Below are 24,023 nucleotides of genomic sequence, written 5' to 3' on the forward strand. Positions count from 1 at the left end.
AAGCCTTGAGCAACGAAATTATTAAAGTACCGGACATCGGTGGTAACGAGGATGTCGAGGTCATTGAAGTCAACGTTAAGGTCGGTGATCGCATTGAACCGGAAGACACCCTGATTGTATTGGAGTCTGACAAGGCCAGCATGGATATTCCAAGCCCGGTTGCGGGTGTGGTGAAGCAGGTGCTGGTCAAGGAAGGTGACAAGGTGTCTGAGGGTGCTGCCATTGTTGAGGTGGAAGCTGAAGGTGGCAGTGCGGCAGCCGAGGCGGAAGCGCCGGCAGCCAAAGCTGAACCAGCGCCTGCTGCAGCACCGGTTGCAGCGGCCAGTGCACCGGCTGCTCCTGTTGTGCCTGCAGCCCCTGCAGGTCGCCAGGAAGTTCGAGTGCCAGACCTGGGTGGTCATGCTGAAGTTGAGATCATCGAGGTAGCTGCCAAGGTTGGTGATCAACTGCAGGCGGAAGACGCGCTGATTACCCTGGAAACCGACAAGGCAACCATGGATGTACCCAGTCCTTTTAATGGCAAGCTGGTCGAGCTGCTGGTTAAAGAGGGTGACAAGGTATCCGAAGGTGACCTGATTGCCTGGATTGAAGCTGAAGGCGAGGCGGCTGCACCAACGGCTGCAACAACAGAAGCAGTTGTTGAGGCACCTAAGGCCGCCGCACCCGTTGCTGCTGCAGCACCTGTGGCAAGTGTGGCTCCAGTGGCTGCCGCTCAGCCTGCGGCAGCTGGCAAGTCAACCAAGGTACATGCTGGCCCTGCCGTGCGTTTGCTGGCGCGTGAACTGGGTGTTGATCTGACGGAAGTAAAAGGCTCTGGCCCGCGTGGTCGTATTCTGAAGGAAGACCTGCAGAATTTTGTCAAGCAGGTGATGCAGCAGAGTAAAGCGGGTGGTAGCACTGCCGCAGCTGTCAGTGGTGGTGCAGGTATTCCGCCGGTTCCTGTACAGGATTTCAGCCAGTTTGGTGAGATTGAAGAAAAACCCATGGGTCGACTGCTGAAAGCTGGTGCAGTTAATTTGCACCGTTCCTGGCTGAATGTACCCCATGTCACGCAATTTGATGAGGCTGATATCACTGAGCTGGAAAACTTCCGCAAGGCGATGAAGGCTGAAGCTGAAAAGCAGGGCACCAAACTCACGCCGCTGCCATTCCTGATCAAGGCCTGTGCGCTGGCATTAAAAGCCTATCCGCAGTTCAACGTTTCGTTGGGTGCCGGTGGTGACACGTTGATCTGGAAAAAATACGTCAACATCGGGTTTGCGGTGGACACACCGGACGGCCTGCTGGTGGTGGTGGTGAAGGATGCTGATAAAAAGAGCATTTACGAGCTGGCACGTGAATCCTCTGAGTTGGCATCCCGTGCCCAGAAGAAGCAGTTGAAGGGTGAAGACATGAAAGGCAGTTGTTTCACCATTTCTTCACTGGGTTCAATCGGCGGCACTGCTTTCACACCCATCGTGAATGCACCGGAAGTGGCCATTCTGGGTGTGTCCAAGGCTGATATGAAGCCAGTGTGGGATGGTAAGGCTTTCCAGCCACGGCTGATGCTGCCCTTGTCACTGTCTTATGATCACCGTGCCATTAATGGTGCTGATGCTGCCCGTTTTACCAGCTTCCTGTCACAGCAGTTGGGTGACATTCGGAAAATGCTGTTGTAAATCATGATGCTGCAATAATGAACAAAAGCTCCCATTTGTCTTGGGAGCTTTTGTTTACACAAAGTATTAAAACAATCGTTTGAAAGTTGCAGTTTTTCCGTTAAGGTTGGAGAAACATCCAACCCTGTTTCCCGGAGGGAGACACATAACAATAATAGGATGCCTTCAAGAGGGCTGAGCAATGCTGACGTTGTTTTTGAAACCGGGCATGGCGCTGATGAACCGCCTGGCCTATTTCCAGAAATTCACTTTGATTGCACTGTTGTTTCTGCTGCCACTGATGCTGCTGAGCAGTATGCAAACCAAATCCCTGTGGGATGATTTGCGCCAGTTGCAACGAGAGCGATCGGGGCTTGAGCTGCAGGTTTCAGTGCTGCAGCTGGTCGCGCTGGCCGAGCGTTACCAGGATCTGGCGGCGCTGAATGATGGCAGAGATGACCCGCTGATTCTGCAGCAGCAGGAACAGGTGCGTCAGCAATGGCATCAGGCATTTGATCGTTTTCAGCAAGACGCATCTCTGAAGCTGGAAGACACCAATATGGATGCAGCCGTGCAGGCACTGGCTGATCGGGTTGATGGTCTGTTCCGCCCGCAGGGCACCATGGGTAATCAGGCGTTGGCACTGGCACATTTTGAGCCGCTGGTGATGAACACCTATGGTCTGCTGCAAGGTATCCGTCAGAGCAGTGACCTGATGCGGGACTCCCGTACCGAAGTGCAGTTACTGCAATTCCTGTTGAATGATCAATTGCCACAGCTGCTGGCCAGCATCAGTCATGGCCGCAGTTATGGTAGTCATGTATTGCTGCAGCAGTTCATGGATTCACGTAGCAGCACCGAACTTGAAAATGTGGTGGATCTGTTGACCCGTCAGAGTCAGAGCTGGCAGTCGACCATGGATAGTCTGGCCTTCCGGGCACCGGAACTGGCTGACGAACTGCAGCGACTGGCTTCACAGGTTGGTGATCTGATTGTGGGCTTTCAGGAGTTGCTGGAAGATGAAGTGGTCTTTGCAGTCAGCCTGGATTCTGACTGGCAGGCGTTTTACCAGCAGGGCTTGCAGGCCCAGCAAGCATTCCTGGATATCGGCAGGCAGCTGATTGGTGAAGCAGACAGTTATTTACAGGCGGCAGAGGCTTCTCAATCGACTCAGCTGTGGTTGATGAGTGGATTGCAGCTGCTGCAACTGTTGGTGGTTGCCTACCTGTATACCTGTTTTTATGTGTCCATGCACACCAACATGCGTACCTTGCTGGGCAGTGTGAAAACACTGGCAGAAGGAGACTTGCGTGTGACTCCGGAAGCGACCACCAGGGATGAAATGGGGGTGCTGACAGAGGCATTTGGCAGCATGTCAGCCCGCATGCGTGAGCTGGTGCAAACGGTCCGCTGCAGTGTTGATCAGGTTGCCGAGCAGGCCGGGCATGTTTCCGGTGCAGCGGCTCAGGCGCGAGAAACCAGCGAAATACAGCAAGGAGAAACCACCCAGGTGGCCAGCTCAATGAACCAGATGAATGCCACTTCGTCAGAGGTGGCCCAGCATGCAGCTGATGCCGCAGTGATTGCCGGTGAAGCACGTCAGCAGGCCGGTCAGGGGCAGCAGCTGGCTGGTGAAATGAGTGACCGCATGGAGCGCTTGGCAACTTCGCTGGAAGATGCTGCCGGTGCCGGCCAGGCATTAGTGGAGCGGAGTGATCGGATTGGTGCGGCTCTGGAAGTGATTCGTGCCATTGCTGAACAGACCAACCTGCTGGCCCTGAATGCTGCGATTGAAGCGGCGCGGGCAGGTGATGCCGGTCGAGGTTTCGCGGTGGTGGCTGATGAAGTGCGCTCGCTGGCCAGTCGAACGCAAAGCTCCACCCACGAAATTGCCGCCATTATTGAAGATCTGCATGCCGGGGTGGACGGTGTGGTGGGGCATATTCAGAAAAGTCGTGAGCGTGCAGAACTGACCGCTGAGCAGTCGCGCCAGGTCAGTGAGGCTTTAAGTCGCATTTTGCTGGCGGTGGAAGAAATTGATGCAAAAAGCCAGCAGATCGCGGCGGCAGCGGAAGAGCAGTCTGCAGTGGCTTCGGAAATTGATGCCAACCTTGAGCGGATCCGTGATGGCAGTGAAGCCAGTGCGCAGGGTGCCAGTGCCACTGAACAGGCCAGTCAGGCGTTGACACGGACCACTGAAGCCTTGCAGTTGTCCATCAGTGCCTTCCGCGTGGCTTGATCATTATCCAGTGCAGCACTTTCCCGCCTTTGGTCTTAGTGCCCGGAACTTGTCAGTTCCGGGCGCGCCCTGTATTGTCCTACCTTTGCTGAGCATCCGGCTTTCTGTTTGACCCACTTAAAAAAATAGTAACGAAGGAGACACCCATGCGTCTGATTCTGTTGGGAGCGCCCGGCGCGGGCAAAGGCACCCAGGCCCAGTTTATCTGTGAAGCTTTTGGTATTCCCCAGATTTCCACTGGTGACATGCTGCGTGCTGCTGTTAAAGCCGGTACCGAGCTGGGCATGAAAGCCAAAGAAATCATGAATGCTGGTGGTCTGGTGTCTGACGATATCATCATTGGTCTGGTTAAAGACCGTATCAGCCAGCCAGATTGCGCCAAAGGCTTCCTGTTTGATGGCTTCCCACGCACCATTCCCCAGGCTGATGCCATGAAAGAAGCCGGTGTAAAGCTGGATCACGTGGTGGAAATTGCCGTTGATGACGAAGAAATTGTGCAGCGTATGTCTGGTCGTCGCGTTCACCCGGCTTCCGGTCGCACTTATCACCTGGTGTACAACCCGCCAAAGGTTGCCGGTAAGGATGATGTAACCGGTGAAGACCTGATTCAGCGTGAAGACGACAACGAAGCGACCGTGCGTCATCGTCTGGCGGTGTACCACGATCAGACTGCACCACTGGTGGAATACTACCAGGCCTGGGCTAAACAGGATGCTGCACAGGCACCGGTTTACTCCCATATCAAGGGTGTGGGCAGCGTGGAAGATATCCGTGCTCAGGTGATGAAGGCATTGGGTGCCTGATCCTTTATGACTTGTATTCTGGCGCTGGATACCTCCACTGATGCTGGCTCCGTTGCCTTGTGGCTGGATGGCGAGGTGGTGGAAGACTTCCAGTTGTTGCCAAGGCAGCAGGCACAGGCACTGCTGCCACAGATCGAGCAGTTGCTGTCGCGTGCCGGTATTTCGTTACAGCAACTGGATGCACTGGCATTTGGGCGGGGCCCGGGTTCTTTCACCGGTCTGCGCATTGCTGCTGCCAGTGTGCAAGGCCTGGCACTGGCTTTGGATCGCCCGGTGATCCCTGTCTCCACTTTGCAGTCACTGGCATGGACAGCCCATCAGCAGTATTTTGCCAATAAGGTACTGACCTTGCTGGATGCACGCATGGATGAGGTTTACTGGTGTGCCTGGCAATGGCAGGAAGATCGTCCAGAAGCCTTGCTGGAAGAAACACTCAGTCCGCCAGAGATGGTGTTGTTAAATAACCAGCAGGAGCTGGATTGGGTTGTGGCTGGTTCCGGAGCCGTCTTTGTTGAGCGTTTGCCACCGGTCATTAAAGGCTGTATCCAGCAGGAGTTGCCAGATATTCGTCCTTCGGCCGGTGCAATGGTGCAGCTTGCGCACCAGGCCTGGCTCAGGGGCGAACTGCAGGATGCCTCCGCTGCACTGCCGGTTTATCTGCGGGACAAGGTGACACACGGCAGCTGATGGCAAAATCATGTAAAGTTTTGTCGTTCCAGGTCGATAGTGTAAAGGTTCACCCTGTGTAGAGGTTTATCCTGTATAGAGGTTCATCCTGTGTCCATCCGGCATCCGTGAAATAACGTAGAGTGGTTGCAGCCATGCGGGTTCAAGGAACATTACAAGCACCCTTACCACAACAACTGCGGCGTAAGAATAAAGCGCCGGAAGTTGCTGAGTCTGCTGAAGAGCCTCAGCCTTCGCGTGGTGAAATCATTCGGCTGGCACCAGAAGTTGACTATATCCCTGGTGATGAGCGCCTGGACTGGGACGAGCGTCAGTTGTCTCATGCTGCCCGGCGAGCACTGCAAGGTTATTGGTCAGTTGCCCATCAAGGGAATCTCTGGGCAGAATGGCGTCGTGTTGATCTTTATGTCTGAATGCCAGGTTCTGCCTTGTCTGTGAACACCTTTCCTCCCCTTGTTTCGCTACACCCTTCTGAATCCCTGTTAAGCCTTGCCCAGCAGTTGAGTTTGCAACTCACCGATCAAGTGCCTGACCAGGGTTTTTATCTGCAGCAAGATAAGGATGGCCTGGCTTTGGTTTGTGCTGACCAGCCACGCATCCACCCGGTTCGCGTTGATTTTGCAGCTGGTGCTTTGGCTCATCGGCGCCAGTTTGGTGGTGGTCGTGGTCAGGCCATTGCCAAAGCCTGTGGTCTCAAACCAGGTGTTAACCCGCGTGTATTGGATGCCACCCTGGGGTTGGCTGGGGATGCTTTTGTATTGGCCTCGCTGGGGTGTAGGGTGCTGGGTATTGAGCGCCAGCCCTGGGTTGCAGCGCTGGTGCAGGATGCCTTGCATCGGGCGATTGCAGTGCCTGATCTGGCGTGGCTGGAACAGCGGCTACAACTGCGTGTTGGTGATGCCACCAGTCGCATGGCTGAACTTGCTGGTGACTTTGCGCCTCAGGTGGTGTATCTGGACCCGATGTTCCCGCATAGTGCAAAAACTGCTGAGGTCAAAAAGGAAATGCGCTTTTTCCGGGAGTTGGTTGGTGCGGATGCCGACTCTGACCTGTTGTTGCAGCAGGCGCTGGATCTTGTCAGCCACCGAGTGGTAGTGAAACGTCCACGTAAAGCTCCCTTCCTGGCTGGCCGAGAGCCATCCTTGAGCCTGGAAGGCAAGGCTAACCGTTTTGATATCTATACCCTGCGAAAACTCGACAAAACGCTGGATTAAACCTGACGCTTTGTTGGTTATTACAAGGAGTGATGCAGGGTCAGGCTTAACAGGCTATGACGCAGTTGTGGATCAAACACTTGTCTACCACGTCGGGTGATTTCCAGTAGCTGGTCAGTAAAGATCAGCTGTTGCTGTTCGTCTTCCTGCACCCAGCCTTGTGCCATCAATTGCTGCAAGGCTTGTTCAAACAGGCGGCTATCCGAGTATTCCGGGGAGTTCAGTCCTTGTAATACCGCCAGACGTTGTGCCATCTGCTGAGTCAGCGCTACCAGTTGTTTGTGATCCAGATGGCCGCTGCCATGGCGCTCGAGCAAGGCTAACAACAGGTAATAACGCTCCAGCATCGGTTGTACCAGGCTGCCAAGCAGGCGTAAGCGCATGCATCCAGGCAGGTGCTCGGCAGGGCGCAGCCACTCACCGCTGGTTCCCAACTCCAATAACCCGATTTGCTGCAATTGCTCAAGTGTCTGGTTGAGTTGTGCGTTGAGCTTGTCTACTGGCCAAGGCAAAAACAGCTCTTCTGCCAGCAGTGGATACACCATGCCTGCCTGCTGTTGCAGTGTTTCGGTGGTGAGGTTTTTCTGGTGAGTGAACAGGAAGGCTACCAGTGCGGGCAGGGCAAACAGGTGCAGGCTGTTGTTCCGATACCAGGTTAACAGAATTCCCTGTTGCTCCTGGCAGCGATAGAGATCACCCAATGGATGTTCCATGCGCTCAATAAACCCCAGGCGCTCTGTCGCATCCAGCCAGTCTTGTGGTTGATCTTCCGGCAACTTGTGCACACCCTGCATGCTGGCAAGTTGTTGCAGCGTTTGCATCTGAGCCAGCAGGTTGTTGGCTTCCATGGCACGGTGTGGGCTGGCCAGCAGTGCCAAAGCCACCAGGTTGACCCGGTTCAGGGTTGCTGCCTGGTTGATGCTGCAGGCCACCATGTGACTGAGCTGGTTGACTGCATCCTGATGTGTAGCCTGGTTGGTAGTAGACAGGTTATCGAGTGCCAGTGGTTCACCAAAGGATACATCCACGCGACCAAAATACTGGCGAAGGCTGTTCAGCACGCGTAGCAGGTCCAGCGGTGACTCTTTTTTCTTGCTTTTTCCACGCAGTTCGCTGAGGTAAGTGTTGCCTTCCAGTACCTTTTCATAACCCAGGTAAACGGGCACCAACAACAGTGGTTTGCGGGTGCCGCGCTGAGCGGCCTTTAATGTCATGGATAACATGCCGGGGCGGGGTGGCAAGGTGCGTCCTGTCCGTGACCGGCCGCCTTCCACAAAATATTCCACCGGGTGCCCCTGGGCCAGCAGATGACAGAAGTATTCATTAAAAACAGCGGCATAAAGCGGGTTGTCACGAAAGCTGCGGCGCATGAAAAAAGCACCGCCGCGACGTAACAGGGGACCGATCACCGGCATATTCAGGTTGATGCCGGCAGCAATGTGTGGCGGCATCAAGCCATGGCGGAAAAGTACATAAGACAGCAGCAGATAGTCGATGTGGCTGCGATGGCAGGGTAGGTAAACGAGGGTGTAGTGTCCGGCGCGGGTCTTGATGGCGTCCAGACCGGTGACCCTGACACCATCATAAAGGCGTGTCCAGAGGCGTGACAGCAAACGATCCAGAATCAGCAAAACCGGATAAGAAACACTGGAAGCAATTTCATTGATGTATTTAAGTGCCTGTTCACGCGGTTTGTGGATTTTGCCTTCGGCAGTGGCCTGACGTATGGCTTCACGTAGTGCCGGTGATGCCATCAGGCTGTTCACCAGTGTGCGCCGATGGGACAGATCGGGCCCCAGTACGCGTGTTCTGACGCGACGAAAATAAAGCTGCAGCAGTCGTCGGCTTTTTTCGGCAGCATGATTGGCACCACGTGCCATGAGTGTTTGCTGATCCATCAGCTTGCGTACCTGGATTGGTTGACCGGTTTCAACCCACAGCTGACGCCCATGCAACAGAATCGCCAACAGGCGGTGCAGGCCCCCCATCAATCCCCAGCGCTGGGCGGTGAGTAATTTGAGCAGTGGCTCTTCACGCCCGGGTGCTCGCCCCCAGAAAAAACTCACTGGAATCACCAGTACATCACTGGTTGGTTGCGCTTGTAGGACTTGCCAGAAACGCTCCAGATCCCCGGTGGTTTGTGGTCCCAGAAATGCTTTACCCAGTCCCGGAGCGCGCTGCAGGCAAAGCAGGTTGATGCTGAAATTTTCACTGCCAAGCGGTAGGCTCTGGATTCCCGGTAATCCGGCTTTTTGCATCAGCTTGCTCAACAGTAGGGTTTCCGTCAGGCTGTACTGATCCATGACATAAAAAACCGGCAGTGCAGGATTTGATGCGATATCCGGTGCAGTAAAATGGGGTTTCACCAACAGCTTCAGCAACAGCTTCAATGCCCCGTGCACTAATAACTGGAAAGGTAGTGTCAGTGGTCGAATGATGGATTTAAACATGTTGGCAGCAACAAAAAAGATGGATGCACAATGATACCTCTGGCGAGGCACTTTTCCTGGCGGTCAGGACATCATACTGATCTGCTGATTGATGGTCGCCATTTTTTTCCCGATATGTTGCAGGCCATAGAGCAAGCTCAGGACTATGTGTTGCTGGAGGTTTATCTGGCGGCCAGTGGTCGTTTAATGGATTGCTGGGTGGATGCGCTGATCACTGCTGCAGCCCGAGGCGTGCGGGTGTGTGTGTTACTGGATGGTTTTGGTGCTGCATCAGTGAACCATGCTGATCGGCAAAAGCTGGTGAAGGCGGGCGTCCGGCTGAACTGGTTTAATCCGTTGCACTGGCGCAAACTCAGTCGCAACCTGATGCGTGATCATCGCAAACTCTTGCTGGTGGATGGCCATACGGCCTGGATTGGTGGTTTTGGTCTGACCAATGCCTTTGACGGGGCTGATCACGGCTGGCATGAGGTGGTGCTGAAAATCATGGGGCCCTGTGTTGGTGATTGGCAAAGCCTGTTTTGGCATACCTGGCACCAGGCGCGTGGGCGAGCGCTAAGTTTGCCTGCCTGTCAGCAACAGGCTGTCTGGGCCGGTGGTGTTGAAGGCAGGGTCGTGCACGGACAGGGGCTTTATCTGCACGCCATCAAATGGTCGTTGATTCGCCGTATCAACCAGGCGCAGCGGCGAATCTGGCTGGCCACCCCCTATTTTGTACCCACCTATACCCTGCGGAAAGCTTTGCGCCGCGCAGCCCTTCGTGGTGTTGAAGTGCATCTGTTATTACCGGGTCCGATTACTGATCATCCCCCGGTGCGCCATGCCGGGCGGCGGTTTTATAACACCTTGTTGCAGGCTGGGGTGCGAATTTATGAGTATCAACCTCGTTTTATTCATGCCAAGGTCAGCCTTTGTGATGATTGGGTTTCGATCGGTTCCTGCAACTTTGATCACTGGGGCATGCACTGGAATCTGGAGGCTAACCAGGAGGTTGAATCTGAAGCATTAGCCAGGCGGGTGGTTGCCTGGTTTGAAAGTGCCCGTGAGCAGAGTTTGTGGCTGGATCGCCGCCTGTGGCGGCAGCGACCCAGGCTGCAGCGGATCAAGGAATATTTCTGGGGTATGGTCGACGCATTGGTACAGCGTTTAAGGTAAATCAGCGACGACGATTTTTTTTCTTACCGGCTGTTGGTGCGCTGGGTTTGGTTTTTTCTTCAGGCGCATTAAGCTGGCAATAGATGTCCAGTAACAGCTCCTGCAACTGCCCGGCAAACTGTTGCATCAGTCCGCTGTCTTCTTCCATTTCGGCAAAGTCTTCTTCATCGGCAAAAAGGCCGGAAAGTGCCATTACCGGTAACAGTAGTTCGGCCATGGTTTGTTCGTCAGCACCGAACCAGAGCTCTTCCTGCTCGAAGGCAGCCTGCAGAAAGCCGGCACACCAGTCTGCGATAAAACCTTCTTCATCGGCTTGCCAGTCTGCTTCAAAAGGGAGTTCGATGCCGCTACCCTGATAAAACCCCATGCGAGCAGTCGTAAAAGCCTGCTGCAGCAGTGGCAGCAAAGCACTGGTTATGGCTGGCTCAGGATTGGTTGCCAGCAAGGCTGGTAGCCAGGTGTCAGTGTTCATCGGGCTGGGCTCTATGGCCCTTGCAGTGATGTAACCCAGTGCCACAAACAGATTGGCATCTTCATCACTATCCTGGTCGATGCTGGTCAGCAACTCATCCAGTTGTCCGAGTTGGTCGCTGTTCAGTAATATCAGTGGAGGTTCCTGATCCTGGTTCATAATGCCTCTGTGAAGACGATGTGGCTGGATGGATGATTTTACCTGCCCGGAAGGGCTGTAGCACCTGAAAAAGGCGGTTTTGTGCAGAATTCTGCAGTGGCTCTGACAAGGCATGAGCAATATTTAAGATTGAAGGCCGCAGTGCTCAGCTGTTATGCCCATGCTGAGCATTATTATCTCAAATCCTTTCCGCGCCCGGAGGTGCTTTGCAACCTGCGTGGCCGTGCTGCTGGCATGGCTGAGCTGCAGCGTAATCGGTTGCGCTTCAATCCTGTGTTGCTGGAAGAGAATGAAGCCGCTTTTCTACAGGAGGTCGTACCCCACGAAGTTGCACACCTCTTGGCCTGGCAGTTGCATGGCCGAGGCATTCGCCCTCATGGAGCTGAATGGCAGCAGATCATGCGGCAGGTGTTTGGCCTGGCGGCAGAGCGTACCCATGATTTTGATGTGCGCCGCTCTGCCAGACAAGCCTGGATTTATGCCTGTGGTTGTGTCGATCGCGAACACGCGTTAACCATCAGGCGGCATAACCGAATTTTGCGTGGGCATGCTTATGTCTGTCTGCAGTGTCGGACGCGATTGACCTATGTCAGACTTGATGAAAGCGTGACCGAAACCTGACTGTAGGGTCACTACATTTTAAGCTATTGATTTATAAATACTTTTGGCTGCTACCAAGGTCTAATGTTGTTACCCCACGGTGGGCATGTATAACTTCCCGCAGTAATTTGACATAAAAACAATCCACCCAGGCACAGAGGCTGAGTCTGATGAGCGAACAACAGAAAGTTTATCCTGTAACCCCCGAACTGGCAGAAAATGCGTGGATCAACAAGGAAAAATACCTTGCCATGTACAAGGAGTCAGTCGAAAGCCCGGAAACCTTCTGGGGAGAGCAGGGTAAGCGTATTGACTGGTTCAAGCCTTACACCAAGGTCAAGAACACCAGCTTTGACCCGCATAATGTTGATATCCGTTGGTTCGAGGATGGCACCCTGAATGCCTCTTACAACTGTCTGGATCGTCACCTGGAAACACGCGGTGATCAGGTTGCTATCATCTGGGAAGGTGATAACCCGGCCGAAGATAAAAAAATTACCTATCGTGAGCTGTATCACGATGTTTGCCGCTTTGCTAACGGCCTGAAAAAGCTCGGCGTTAAAAAAGGCGAAGTAGTCACCCTCTACATGCCGATGGTGCCTGAGGCTGCTGTTGCCATGCTGGCTTGTGCCCGTCTGGGTGCTGTGCACTCAGTGGTGTTTGGTGGTTTCTCCCCAGACGCAATCGCCAGCCGTGTTGTTGGTTCTGATTCCCGTGTCATCATCACTGCCGACGAAGGTCTGCGTGGTGGCAAGCATGTACCGCTGAAAGAAAACGTTGATGAGGGTCTGACCAACCCTGCGGTGAAGACGGTTGAACATGTGATTGTTCTGAAACGTACCGGTGGTGACATTGCCTGGCACGACCACCGTGACGTGTGGTGGCATGACCTGATTGCCGACTGTGCCGATGAATGCCCGGCTGAAGCCATGGCTTCTGAAGATCCGCTGTTCATCCTGTTCACCTCCGGTTCGACTGGTGCACCCAAGGGTCTGAAGCACACCACCGGTGGTTACATGGTGTATGCCTCCATGACCCATCAGTACATCTTCGACTACAAGCCGGGTGATGTTTACTGGTGTACCGCTGATGTGGGCTGGGTTACTGGTCATAGCTACATTGTTTATGGCCCGCTGGCCAATGGTGCAACCACCCTGATGTTTGAAGGTGTACCTTCATACCCAAGCCATAGCCGTTTTGGCGACGTCATTGACAAGCACGGCGTAACCATTTTCTACACCGCTCCCACCGCTGTGCGTGCACTGATGGCTCAGGGTGAGGGTGTGATGGGTGATACCAAGCGTACTTCCCTGCGTCTGCTGGGTTCGGTCGGTGAGCCGATCAACCCGGAAGCCTGGCAGTGGTACTACGACAAGATTGGTAATGGCAAGTGCCCGATTGTGGACACCTGGTGGCAAACCGAAACCGGTGGCATCCTGATTGCCCCGCTGCCCGGTGCCACTGACCTGAAGCCCGGTTCTGCCACTCTGCCTTTCTTTGGTGTGCAGCCTGCACTGGTTGATGCTGAAGGTAATATTCTGGAAGGTGAAACTGAAGGTAATCTGGTGTTGCTGGATTCCTGGCCGGGTCAGGGCCGCTCCATCTGGGGTGACCATGAGCGCTTTGTACAGACCTACTTCACTACATATAAGGGCATGTATTTCACTGGTGATGGCTGCCGCCGTGATGCTGATGGTTTCTACTGGATCACTGGTCGTGTTGACGATGTCATCAACGTATCTGGTCACCGCATGGGTACTGCTGAGGTTGAGTCTGCACTGGTAGCACATGCTTCCGTTGCTGAAGCAGCGGTGGTGGGTTATCCGCACGACATCAAGGGTCAGGGCATTTATGTGTATGTGACTTTGGCTGAAGGCTTCGAGCCCAGCGATGACCTGCGTAAAGAACTGGTCAAGTGGGTGCGCAAGGAAATTGGTCCGATTGCTTCACCAGATGTAATCCAGTTCTCTCCAGGTCTGCCAAAAACACGTTCTGGCAAAATCATGCGCCGTATTCTGCGCAAGATCGCCGCCAATGAAACGGAAGGTCTGGGTGATACCAGTACTCTGGCAGATCCATCCGTGGTTGATGATCTGATTGCCAATCGCGCAGTCAAGTAATCCTCAGGTTGTAATCCTTTGGCATTGCTCTTGCCCCGCCTCGGCGGGGCTTTCTTTTTCCAGGTTTGCAGGTGTTCAGGCTTGCTTTTCAGCGAATTGATGGCCCTGATAAGAGGTGGGCAGATTGCTCCTTGATAAATCATCACAGGAATATAATAATGCTTTGGTTTATGACAGGCGGAGGAAAATGAATGGCTTTACGCCACAAGATCATCGTTGCTGACGACCACCCCCTGTTTCGGGCGGCCCTCCAGCAGGCAGTGCGTCAAGCGCTGGCTGATGTCGATATTGTTGAAGCAGATACGCTGGAAGCGGTGCATCAGGCTGTTGCTGATCACCCCGATGCGGATCTGATTCTGCTGGATCTGCATATGCCCGGTGCCCATGGTTTTTCTGGTCTGGTCTTTCTGCGCGGTGTTAACCCCGGTATTCCGGTGGTGGTGGTGTCGGGCAGTGAAGAAAACCATGTCATCCGCCGTGCCATCGATTATGGCTCGTCTGGCTTTATTCCCAAATCGGCCTCACTGGATACCATTGCATCTGCCATTCGTCAGGTTATTGAAGGCGAGGTCTGGGTGCCGCCGGAAGTGGCAGGGAATATGGATGAAATCAGTGAGGAGGAGGCCCGCTTTGCTGAAGCGCTGGCTTCTTTGACACCACAGCAGTTCAGGGTATTGAACATGCTGACGGAAGGTCTGCTGAACAAGCAGATTGCCTATGAGTTGCAGGTTTCTGAAGCCACCATCAAGGCACATGTCACGGCCATTCTGCGCAAGCTGGGTGTGCACTCCCGTACTCAGGCAGTCATCGCCGCCAAACGCTTGGAAGTCGAAGCCCCCAAGGTTGCTGGCTGAAGCCGAACGGCTTAATGACGGAAGTCAGGCGATTTGATGATTGAAGCCGCTCAGCGTCCCTGCTGGCGGCGTCTGGTCTGTAACAAGCGGGTAATCATTGCTCTCAATGCAGCTGGTTTAACCGGCTTGTGTAGCAACTGAAAACCGGCGTCATGCACTTCGTTGGCAATCACATCGGTACGATCAGCGGTAATGATGATGCCGCTCAGTTTTTCTCCCAACTGTTCTTCCAATGCCTGCAGTGCCATAACACCTGTCTGGCCATCATTCAGATGGTAGTCAGCCAGGTATATTTCAGGCAGGTTGTCTGCCTCTTGCAAGTATCGACTGGCCTGTGGCAGGTTCTCGGCGGTTGCAACCACACACTTCCACCCTTGCAGCATGGCTTGCATGCCTTCAAGAATCAGGGGCTCATTGTCAATGCACAGGATGGGCAGGTCATCCAGTTTATTAAAGCTGCGCTTGCCGGGGATGAAGCCGGTCGCGCTGTGTTGTGCAGGAGCCTGGGGAACGGTGACAGCAAAGAGGGTGCCTTGGCCTGGCCAGCTGCGCACGGTGATGGGATGATCCAGTACCCGAGACATGCGCTCCGCGATGGACAGACCTAATCCCAGGCCTTTTTCATTGCGCTTGTCGGGAGTGTCCAGGCGTCTGAACTCCTGGAAAATTTCGTTCATACGGATTTCCGGAATACCCGGACCGGTATCCCAGACTTCAATGCGCAGTGACTGACCATGGCGACGACAGCCGATTAACACCTTGCCCTCGCCGGTGTATCTCAGTGCATTGGAGAGGAAGTTCTGCAAGATGCGACGCAGCATCTGAGCATCACTGCGCACCCAGGCACGGCTTTTCACTTGATGCAGCTGCAAGTCACGCTCGGCAGCCATCACACTGAACTCGGCTTTTAATGGATCCAGAATCTCACTGAGCGGGAAGTCACTGATTTTAGGCTGCAGTGCACCGGCATCCAGCTTGGAAATGTCCAGAAGGGTGCTGAGCAGCTCTTCTGCTGCTTTTAATGAGTTGTCGATATGACGGGTGGTCTTTTGCAGCTCAGGGTCTTGCACCTGTTGTGACAAGGCAGAAGTAAACAGGCGGGCGGCATTTAATGGTTGCAGCAGGTCGTGGCTGGCTGCGGCAAGGAAGCGTGTTTTGGATGCGTTGGCATCTTCGGCTTGCTGTTTGGCAAGGCGCATGTCTTCTTCTGCTCTGGCACGAACCTGGTTTTCCTTGAACAGTGCCGAGTTCAGTTCTGACAAGGCCAGGGTGCGTTCACGCACCCGCTCTTCCAGGTGTTCATTGGTTTCCTGCAGCGCAATTTCGACCAGTCGACGTTCGGTGATGTCCTGGTAGAGTGCAAAGAAGCCCAGCACTTCACCTGTTTCAGCCAGGTGGGGAGTATAGGTCACCAGGGCATAACGTATGCTGCGGTTTCGACCGGGTAATTCCAGTTCAAACGTCTGGCGGCGGCCCTCCAGTGCAGCACGCATGAAGGGGTTGCGTGCCTCATACTCGGCAGCAGGCAAAACCTTGTAAACCGGCTGGCCAATCACCTGGTTGCGATCGATGCCCATGGCTTCTTCGTAAGCACGATTGGTGAAAAGATAGCGCCGATCAGTATCAAAATAAGCAATCAGTGCCGGTACGTTGTCGGTGTAGATGCGAATGTTGTTCTCTGACTGAATCAGCGCTTCTTCCACCTGTTTCTGCTGGGTGATGTCCTGATAACTGTAAACAAAACCACCTCCGGGCATGGGGTTGCCCTGGATTTCCAGCACGGAACCATCCTTGCGATAGCGGATATAACGATGAGGTTCACCATCCCGAATATTGTCCAGCAGTTGCTGCACATGGGTCTCGGGATCACCGGGGCCATACTCGCCTCGCTCGGCGTTGTAGCGGAAGATTTCAACGGCCGGTCGCCCAACCCGGATGAAATTGTCCGGGAAGTGGAATAATTCCAGGTAACGCTGATTCCAGATCACCAGGCTCAGGTGTTGATCCACCACGCTGATGCCTTGTGACAGGTTTTCAATGGTGGACTGTAACAGGCTGCGGTTGAACTCCAGCACCTGAGAGGCTTCATCCACAATCGAGATCACATCAGAGATTTTGATCTCTTTGCCCTGCAGGGCTGAGCTCATCACAATACGAGCAGATGAAGCACCCAGCACACCTGCCAGCAAGCGTTCAGTGAACTGAATCAGTTCAATACTGGCTGGGTCTTCATCTTTCAGCGGGGGTTGAGCACGCTTGATGGCGTAATCCCGGAAAGCCCGGTAAACCGCATCTGCACCCACAAAACGTTCTGCCAACAGCCTTAAATCACCAATATTGGTGGACCCCTTCCACAGGCGTGAAGTCTTGACTGGCTTGGATTCCAGGTTGTCCACAAAGGCTGAAGCCTGAATGCGGTCAATCACCCGCTGGCGAGTCAGGCGGGATACCAGGGTGTAAGCCAGCAGGTTGCCACTCAGGCTCCACAGAACACCCTGGGTGAAGTAATCCATGCCGGTCATGCCGAACAGGGTGCTGGGGCGCAACCAGTCAATATTAAACGGACCATGGCTTAAAAAGTGGCTGTCAGCCAGCCCTGCAACCTGAAGGCTAGGCAGCAACAGAGTGTAGATCCATAGCGCTGCACCGGTCAGCAAGCCTGCCAGTGCGCCCCAGCGATTGCCCTGCTTCCAGAGGATGCCACCCAGTGCAGCCGGTGCCAATTGACCAATCGCGGCAAAAGCCAGGAAGCCTGTTGCAGCCAGAGAATTAAATTCGGCAATGGTGCGGTAAGTCAGGTAACCCAGCAGCATCACAAGCAACATGGTCAGACGGCGGATGCGCAATACAAAGCGACCGAAGTCCTGGTGTGAGGTGTTGCTGGTCCAGCGGGTTTTTAACAGGAATGGAATAACAATTTCGCTGGAAACCATGATGCTGACTGCTACGGTTGCCATGATGGCCATGCTGGTGGCGGCAGAAAACCCGCCAATGTAAGCCAGCAAGGCTAACCAGCCAGCATCAAAGGCTAAAGGGAGGGTTAACACAAAGGTATCAGATTCCACGCGCCCGTCCGGGAAGGTAATCAGACCGGCGGCAGCTATCGGCATCACAAAAACAGCAAAAAGCGTCAGGTAAAGCGGCAGAAACCAGCGCGCATAACGGGCATCATCACGGTGGGCATTTTCCACCACGGTGACATGGAACATACGTGGCAGCAGGATGATGGCCACCATAGCTAGCAGGGTTTGTGCCAAAAACCCCTGCGTCAGTGCTGTGGCATTGAGCTGTGCTTCCAGCGGCCGGAAAAACTCGGCTTTTGCCATCAGGTCATTAAACCCACCAAATACACCCCAGGTGATAAAGATACCTACTGCAAGGAAGGCAAAGAGTTTGATCAATGACTCAAAAGCTATGGCGCGCAGCAGTCCCTCGTGGTGCTCGGTTGCATCAATGTGGCGGGTACCGAACAGAATCGCAAATACTGCCAGCGCCAGAGCAACGTGAAATGCTGTATCAGAAAGAAAGTGTATGCCACCACTGCTGGGGGTGGGTTCCGGGAAGCTGGTCAGGACTTCGTAGGCCATGGCAACAGCCTTTAACTGCAGGGCAATGTAGGGGAGGGTGCCAACCAGTGCAATCAGGGTCACCAGCACCGCAAGTAGCTGCCATTTTCCGTAACGCGAGGCAATGAAGTCGGCAATGGAGGTGATGTTCTGGGCTTTACTGACACGAAAAATTTTTCGCAGCAGCGGCCAGGCAAAAAAGTAGGTCAGGATAGGGCCGATAAAAATACTCAGATACAGCCAGCCACCACCTGCGGCCTGCCCGACGGCACCGTAAAAGGTCCAGGAGGTGCAGTAAACGGTCAAGGCCAGGCTGTATATCCATGGGCGGCTGGTAGGCTGTTGGCGGCGGCGGGCTGCACGATCGCCCTGCCAGGCAATGGCAAACAGCAGCAGCAGATAAGCCAGAGAAAAGAGAATCAGTTGCCAGCCAGCAAACATGCCAATAATCCCGTGTTAGGTTCGCAGCGCGCATTATGCGCAATTTTGTTCACCAAATCAGTGCTTCCATTCATCAGGGTTTAAAAACCAGGTGGTTTTGAAAAGAGCAGCAAGTGTTTTTGACAGGAAATTTCTTAGACTATGGTTTTGTAGGTGCGGCATCAGGGCGCATCAGTAGAAACTGATTTATTGATTATCTTGTTGTTTTTAAAGATTAAATTTTGATTGTTGAGCCTTGCTGCTTTTTCCTACTACTAAGGTCGGGGCTTTTATTCCCCAGCTTAGTTTTGCAGAATCAACCTCGGAATTTTCTCAACCTGGTGGAATTCCCAACTCTCAATAACAATAAGCGGAGAGCAACACTATGGCAGATGATAAAGCGAAAGCTGCTGCTTACTGGTCAGCGAACCTTCGTCTGATCGTCGGGAGCCTGATCGTCTGGGCACTCGTATCCTTTGGTTTTGGTATCCTCCTGCGTCCCTTGCTGTCCGGCATTGCTGTCGGTGGTACAGATCTGGGCTTCTGGTTTGCCCAGCAGGGTTCCATTCTTACCTTTATCGGTATCATCTTTCATTACGCTTGGCGCATGAACAAGCTTGATGAAGAACTGGGCGGGGAGTGATCGGCATGAGTCAATTTGCAATTAACCTGTTGTTCGTGGGTGCATCCTTTGCCCTCTATATTGGTATTGCGATCTGGGCCCGTGCCGGATCAACCAAAGAGTTCTACGTTGCAGGCGGCGGTGTAAACCCCGTAACCAACGGTATGGCCACTGCAGCTGACTGGATGTCTGCAGCTTCCTTTATTTCCATGGCCGGTCTGTTGTCTGTCGGTTATGTAAACTCTTCCTTCCTGATGGGCTGGACCGGTGGTTATGTACTGCTGGCGATGCTGCTGGCTCCTTACCTGCGCAAGTTTGGTAAGTTTACTGTGCCAGATTTCATCGGTGATCGTTTCTACAGCCGTGGTGCCCGTCTGGTCGCTGTTATCTGTCTGATCATCATGTCCGTTACTTATGTAATCGGTCAGATGACTGGTGCTGGTGTAGCCTTCTCCCGCTTCCTGGAAGTGAGCAGCGCTACCGGTATCTGGATTGCTGCCATCATCGTATTCTTCTATGCGGTATTTGGCGGTATGAAAGGTATCACCTACACTCAGGTGGCTCAGTACATCGTTCTGATTGTGGCTTACACCATTCCTGCTGTGTTCATCTCCCTGCAGCTGACTGGTAACCCGATTCCAATGTTTGGTATGTTCAGTACTCACACTGAGTCTGGCCTGCCATTGCTGCAGAAACTGGATGAAGTGGTGCGTGAGCTGGGCTTCCGTGATTACACTGCGGACGTTGCGAACAAGTGGAACATGTTCCTGTTCACCATGTCGCTGATGATCGGTACTGCGGGTCTGCCGCACGTAATCATTCGTTTCTTCACTGTGCCAAAAGTAGCTGATGCTCGTTGGTCCGGCGGCTGGGCGCTGGTGTTCATTGCCCTGCTGTACCTGACTGCACCTGCTGTTGCTTCCATGGCGCGTCTGAACCTGATCACTACCGTTTATCCAGAAGCTGCTGGCCAGGTTGAAAACTATGAAGAAGCCATGGCTAACGCCCTGCGTTATGAAGATCGTCCTGACTGGTTCAAAACCTGGGAAAACACTGGTCTGATCCGCTTCCAGGATCACAACAACGACGGCCGCATCCAGATGTACAACCCCGCTGCCGACATGTCTGATCGTGGCTGGGCTGGTAACGAACTGACCATCAACAACGACATCCTGGTACTGGCGAACCCCGAGATTGCCAACCTGCCGCCGTGGGTTATCGGTCTGATCGCTGCCGGTGGTATTGCTGCGGCTCTGTCCACTGCTGCTGGTCTGCTGCTGGCCATCTCTTCTGCAATCAGTCATGACCTGATCAAGAAGATGATCAAGCCGGACATCACAGAAAAAGGCGAGATGCTTGCTGCACGTATCTCCATGGGTGGTGCAATCCTGCTGGCAACCTATCTTGGCCTGAATCCCCCCGGATTTGCGGCACAGGTAGTAGCGCTGGCCTTCGGTATCGCTGCTGCATCCCTGTTCCCTGTGCTGATGATGGGTATCTTCTCCAAGCGCATTAACGACAAGGGTGCCATTGCCGGTATGTTGGCTGGTCTGCTGTCAACCCTGCTGTACATCTTCACTTACCTGGGCTGGTTCTTCATCCCTGGCACCAACATGCTGCCGAACACTGCTGATAACTGGCTGTTTGGTATCTCCCCGCTGTCCTTCGGTGCAGTTGGTGCAATGATCAACTTTGCTGTAGCTTACGCTGTATCCTACTCCACTGAGGCTCCGCCCCAGGAAATTCAGGATCTGGTTGAAAGCGTGCGTTCACCAAAAGGTGCTGGCGCTGCAGTTGATCACTAAGTGATAATTCATCCCTGATGGTGGCATTTGTCACCGGGGGTTGAACTCTAGCGGGCTTCCTCATGGAAGCCCGCCTTCATTTCAGGAAGTGAATTGTATGATCTGGCATCTGGTTGCATTGGTTGTAGCGGGTCTTGGCGCAGGCGGTGTAGCAATGGCGCTTTACCACCTGAGCCGGAAAAAATTACCCAAATGGATCATCCCGGGTTTTGCTGGTGTAGCCATGTTGGCTTATCAGATCAACTTTGAATATGGCTGGTTTGAACACAAGCAACTGCAGTTGCCCGAGGATTCGGTTGTTATCGAGTCTCATGCCACCAGTATGGTGTGGCGTCCCTGGACCTTTGCCAAGCCGATGACCACCAGTTTTACCGTTCTGGATAAAACCAGTCTGGTGCAGGTAGAGCAGCAGGGTGAAAAGCCGCTGGTGCGTTTTATGCTCTATCGATTTGAAAAGGAATATGTCGACCAGGTTTATCCCAGTGGTTGGTTGATGAACTGTGCGATTGGTGAAATGGTGGGTCTGGAGCTGGATGGCTCGATCAATCCTGTTAAAAGGGCGGTATTGCAGCAGGATGGTAAGCTTTATCAGGAAGTATGCCTGACCTCTGAGCGCTGAGACTAAAGTACGGCTTTCGGGTGTTCTGGCGGTTTGTTAGATTCGGTAACAGCTAGAGTTACCCGGCAGCCTCCCACTGCTCGGTTGCCCCCATGTTAAAACAAGGAAAACAGGCATGAGCAACGAGTTTGATCTGTCGCACCCGCCGTTTGATCTGCTGACAGAAGAGCAGCAGCAGCAGTTGTTAACACGTCTGGATATTGGTTATTTCGGCAAGGATGAGACCATCATGGAAGCTGGCCACTCCAGTGACTATGTTTTTGTAGTCATGAAAGGAGCGGTGGCGGAAATTGATGCCCGGCTGGCAGAAACAGACCCCGATGGTGGGGTGATCCGTGAATATGCCCACGAAGACCTGTTTGGCGCCATCAGTATCATTAACGGCAGTAGCCGTTACACCTTTCGTACCCTGGAAGAGACCATTGCCTGGTTGATCCCCAAGGCTGTTTTCCTGTCGTTGATGGAAAGCAATGAAGCTTTTGCTGCCTACTTCCAGAATACCCTGACAGAAAAAGCCCGATTGCTGGAAAGCCGTCGCAGTCGTCAATCGGGCGGCGGCGATATGTCTGCATTCATGCTGGCCAAGGTAGGTGGCTCTGTCTTGCGTGAGCCGGTGGTGCTGGATTCCGGCACCAGCATTCTGGAAGCAACCCGTACCATGCGTGAGCGGCACGCAGACTGCCTGCTGGTGCGCAAAGGCAGCCAGTATGGCATGGTCACCCGTACCGACCTGTTGGAAGGTGTGGTACTCAGTAATATGGGGCTGGATGCTGATATTTGTGAGCTGGCCAGTTACAACCTGTTGACCGTTCAGAAGGATGACTTCCTTTTTAATGCTCTGGTATTGATGACACGCCACAAGATTCAGCGGGTGGTGGTTTTTGACGGCCCGCGCCTGGCAGGCCTGGTTGAACTGACCGATGTACTGAGCTTCTTCTCCAGTCAGTCACACGTCATTGGCTTGCAGATTGAGCGGGCTGCCAGCCTGGAGGAACTGGCGGGGGTTGCCAAGGGAACCACGCATCTGGTCAGTGGCCTGGTATCCCAGGGGGTGAAAATCCGTTTTGCCATGGATCTTCTGGCGGCACTGAATGGTCGAATCATTGCAAAGGCATTTGAGTATCTGGTGCCTGAAGACATTCGCCAGAAGGTTTGCCTGCTGGTCATGGGCAGTGAAGGCCGTGGTGAGCAGGTATTAAAAACCGATCAGGATAATGCCCTGATTCTGGCAGACGATCTGCACTGGCCCGAGTGCAGCAAGGTGATGGAAAAGTTTACCCAGACCCTGCTGGATTTTGGTTACCCACTGTGTAAAGGCAAGATCATGGTTTCCAACCCTGAGTGGGTAATGAAGGAATCCGACTGGAAAAAACGTGTGGTGAAATGGAGTGGTTCGGTTGAAGGCACCGGACTGATGAATCTGGCTATTTTTGTGGATGCCCATGCAGTGGCAGGTGATCATCATTTGTTTAACCGTGTGCGTGACCACCTTTATGAAAAGCTGGCAGGCAATGAAGTATTTTATTCCTACTTTGCCATGCCCTTGCGTCGTTTCAGTACACCGCTGACCTTTTTTGGTGGCCTGAAAAGCTCTGATGGTATTGATATTAAAAAAGGTGGGATTTTTCCGCTGGTCCATGGTGTACGAACCATGGCTTTACAACACAAAATTCGTGAAACCAATACTTTTGTCCGGCTGGAAAAGCTGGCAGAACAGCGCATAATCAAAAAAGATTTTGCTGATGATCTGGCAGAGGCACTTTCGGTACTCAGTCAGCTGCGTTTGCAGCAACAGTTAAAAGCTGCCAAGGGGCAGGCCGATGCTGAAGAGTCCAATATGGTTTCTGCTGTGGATCTGAACAAACTGGACCGGGACTTGCTGAGGGAGGCATTACATCTGGTCAAGGAATTCAAGGCACGGATGAGCCACCGTTATCATCTCGAGAGGTAAACAAGATGGTGCTGAAAACAATAAGAACAGCAACCGATCGCTGGACCCATAAAGACGGCGAATTTGCTTACATGTTTGAGCCCTACGAGGGTGATGAAGTGGTTGCGCTGGACTGTGAAATGACCAGTCTGGACCCGCAGAAGGCCGAGCTGGTATCCATTGCTGCAGTAAAGATCAAAGGCACTCAGGTGTTGACCAGTGACAAGCTGGACATCAAACTGCAGAAACCTGAGAGCCTGACTGGTGACTCCATCAAGGTGCACCGTATCCGTGGTGTTGACCTGCTGGGTGGTGAGGTGTTGGGTGATGCCTTGCGCCAACTGCTGGAGTTTGTTGGTAATCGCCCGATCATGGGTTATTACATCAATTATGACATCACTGTACTGAATCGTTTTATTCGTCCACGCTTTGGTTTCAGTTTGCCAAACCGGACCATTGAATTATCCAACTGTTACCTGGACAAGGTGCAGCGCGCAAATCCGGAGCTGGTACCGGACCTGCAATTTGAAACCATTGCCGGGAAGCTGGGAGTGCCAATGGTCGGTCAGCGGCATACTGCCCTGGGTGATGCCATCACCACAGCGTTGATGTATGTACGTTTGTTAAAAGGCCCGGTACCCGCCTGATCTGTAATTGTAAGACAATAAAAA

18 protein-coding genes are annotated in these 24,023 nt (G+C 53.4%); 15 read left to right on the plus strand and 3 right to left on the minus strand.

The genetic code is table 11. The annotated features are described in order from the left end of the window. The first annotated feature begins 5 nt into the window (after positions 1–5). The 6 genes from aceF (at position 6) to BT114_RS04625 (ending at position 6,580) form a co-directional block, all read left to right on the plus strand. On the plus strand, positions 6–1,658 hold the full coding sequence (gene aceF, locus BT114_RS04600; RefSeq protein ID WP_072325159.1) for a dihydrolipoyllysine-residue acetyltransferase: 1,653 nt from the start codon (positions 6–8) through the stop codon (positions 1,656–1,658). 181 nt (positions 1,659–1,839) lie between these two features. Then, the gene (locus BT114_RS04605; protein WP_072325160.1) at positions 1,840–3,876 is read left to right on the plus strand and encodes a methyl-accepting chemotaxis protein; all 2,037 of its coding nucleotides are present in this window, start codon (positions 1,840–1,842) and stop codon (positions 3,874–3,876) included. A gap of 146 nt (positions 3,877–4,022) precedes the next feature. After that, positions 4,023–4,679 (plus strand): adenylate kinase, encoded by a 657-nt coding sequence (gene adk / locus BT114_RS04610; protein WP_072325161.1) that lies wholly within the window; start codon positions 4,023–4,025, stop codon positions 4,677–4,679. Positions 4,680–4,685: 6 nt separating this feature from the next. Then, positions 4,686–5,366 (plus strand): tRNA (adenosine(37)-N6)-threonylcarbamoyltransferase complex dimerization subunit type 1 TsaB, encoded by a 681-nt coding sequence (tsaB, locus tag BT114_RS04615; RefSeq protein WP_072325162.1) that lies wholly within the window; start codon positions 4,686–4,688, stop codon positions 5,364–5,366. A 134-nt stretch (positions 5,367–5,500) separates the two neighbouring features. Continuing rightward, positions 5,501–5,779 (plus strand): hypothetical protein, encoded by a 279-nt coding sequence (locus BT114_RS04620; protein WP_072325163.1) that lies wholly within the window; start codon positions 5,501–5,503, stop codon positions 5,777–5,779. A gap of 21 nt (positions 5,780–5,800) precedes the next feature. Further along, on the plus strand, positions 5,801–6,580 hold the full coding sequence (locus tag BT114_RS04625; RefSeq protein WP_072325307.1) for a class I SAM-dependent methyltransferase: 780 nt from the start codon (positions 5,801–5,803) through the stop codon (positions 6,578–6,580). Positions 6,581–6,600: 20 nt separating this feature from the next. Here BT114_RS04625 and plsB read toward each other — a convergent pair whose 3' ends face one another. After that, a complete protein-coding gene (gene plsB, locus BT114_RS04630; RefSeq protein WP_072325308.1) occupies positions 6,601–9,030 on the minus strand; it encodes a glycerol-3-phosphate 1-O-acyltransferase PlsB in 2,430 nt (809 codons plus the stop codon). Between the two features lie 30 nt (positions 9,031–9,060). Here plsB and BT114_RS04635 point away from each other — a divergent pair, with 30 nt between their 5' ends. Then, entirely contained in the window at positions 9,061–10,185 is a 1,125-nt protein-coding gene (locus BT114_RS04635; RefSeq protein ID WP_072325164.1) for a phospholipase D-like domain-containing protein, read from the plus strand. A gap of 1 nt (position 10,186) precedes the next feature. Here the strand turns inward: BT114_RS04635 and BT114_RS04640 are convergent, their stop codons facing one another. Next, entirely contained in the window at positions 10,187–10,816 is a 630-nt protein-coding gene (locus BT114_RS04640; RefSeq protein WP_072325165.1) for a YecA/YgfB family protein, read from the minus strand. 96 nt (positions 10,817–10,912) lie between these two features. Here BT114_RS04640 and BT114_RS04645 point away from each other — a divergent pair, with 96 nt between their 5' ends. The 3 genes from BT114_RS04645 (at position 10,913) to BT114_RS04655 (ending at position 14,390) form a co-directional block, all read left to right on the plus strand. Beyond that, positions 10,913–11,437: a SprT family zinc-dependent metalloprotease gene (locus BT114_RS04645; protein ID WP_072325166.1), complete on the plus strand. Its 525-nt coding sequence runs from the start codon at positions 10,913–10,915 to the stop codon at positions 11,435–11,437. Between the two features lie 149 nt (positions 11,438–11,586). Beyond that, complete coding sequence (gene acs / locus BT114_RS04650) at positions 11,587–13,536, plus strand: acetate--CoA ligase (protein ID WP_072325167.1); 1,950 nt, start codon at positions 11,587–11,589, stop codon at positions 13,534–13,536. 191 nt (positions 13,537–13,727) lie between these two features. Then, positions 13,728–14,390: a LuxR C-terminal-related transcriptional regulator gene (locus BT114_RS04655; RefSeq protein ID WP_072325168.1), complete on the plus strand. Its 663-nt coding sequence runs from the start codon at positions 13,728–13,730 to the stop codon at positions 14,388–14,390. A gap of 50 nt (positions 14,391–14,440) precedes the next feature. Here BT114_RS04655 and BT114_RS04660 read toward each other — a convergent pair whose 3' ends face one another. After that, a complete protein-coding gene (locus tag BT114_RS04660) occupies positions 14,441–18,397 on the minus strand; it encodes a hybrid sensor histidine kinase/response regulator (RefSeq protein ID WP_072325169.1) in 3,957 nt (1,318 codons plus the stop codon). A 364-nt stretch (positions 18,398–18,761) separates the two neighbouring features. On the opposite strand from BT114_RS04660, the gene BT114_RS04665 reads away from it, so the two are divergent. From BT114_RS04665 to BT114_RS04685, 5 genes are all read left to right on the plus strand, one after another. Next, positions 18,762–19,019 (plus strand): DUF4212 domain-containing protein, encoded by a 258-nt coding sequence (locus tag BT114_RS04665; protein ID WP_072325170.1) that lies wholly within the window; start codon positions 18,762–18,764, stop codon positions 19,017–19,019. A gap of 5 nt (positions 19,020–19,024) precedes the next feature. After that, positions 19,025–20,803, plus strand: coding sequence for a sodium:solute symporter family protein (locus BT114_RS04670; protein ID WP_072325171.1), 1,779 nt, complete (start codon positions 19,025–19,027; stop codon positions 20,801–20,803). A 97-nt stretch (positions 20,804–20,900) separates the two neighbouring features. Beyond that, a complete protein-coding gene (locus tag BT114_RS04675; RefSeq protein ID WP_072325172.1) occupies positions 20,901–21,422 on the plus strand; it encodes a hypothetical protein in 522 nt (173 codons plus the stop codon). A gap of 115 nt (positions 21,423–21,537) precedes the next feature. Continuing rightward, entirely contained in the window at positions 21,538–23,373 is a 1,836-nt protein-coding gene (locus BT114_RS04680; protein ID WP_072325173.1) for a DUF294 nucleotidyltransferase-like domain-containing protein, read from the plus strand. A 5-nt stretch (positions 23,374–23,378) separates the two neighbouring features. Continuing rightward, positions 23,379–23,999, plus strand: a complete 621-nt coding sequence (locus tag BT114_RS04685) for a 3'-5' exonuclease (protein WP_072325174.1) — start codon at positions 23,379–23,381, stop codon at positions 23,997–23,999. The last annotated feature ends 24 nt before the right edge of the window (positions 24,000–24,023 follow it).

The sequence above is a fragment of the Marinospirillum alkaliphilum DSM 21637 genome (genome assembly GCF_900119735.1).
Taxonomy (GTDB): domain Bacteria; phylum Pseudomonadota; class Gammaproteobacteria; order Pseudomonadales; family Halomonadaceae; genus Marinospirillum; species Marinospirillum alkaliphilum.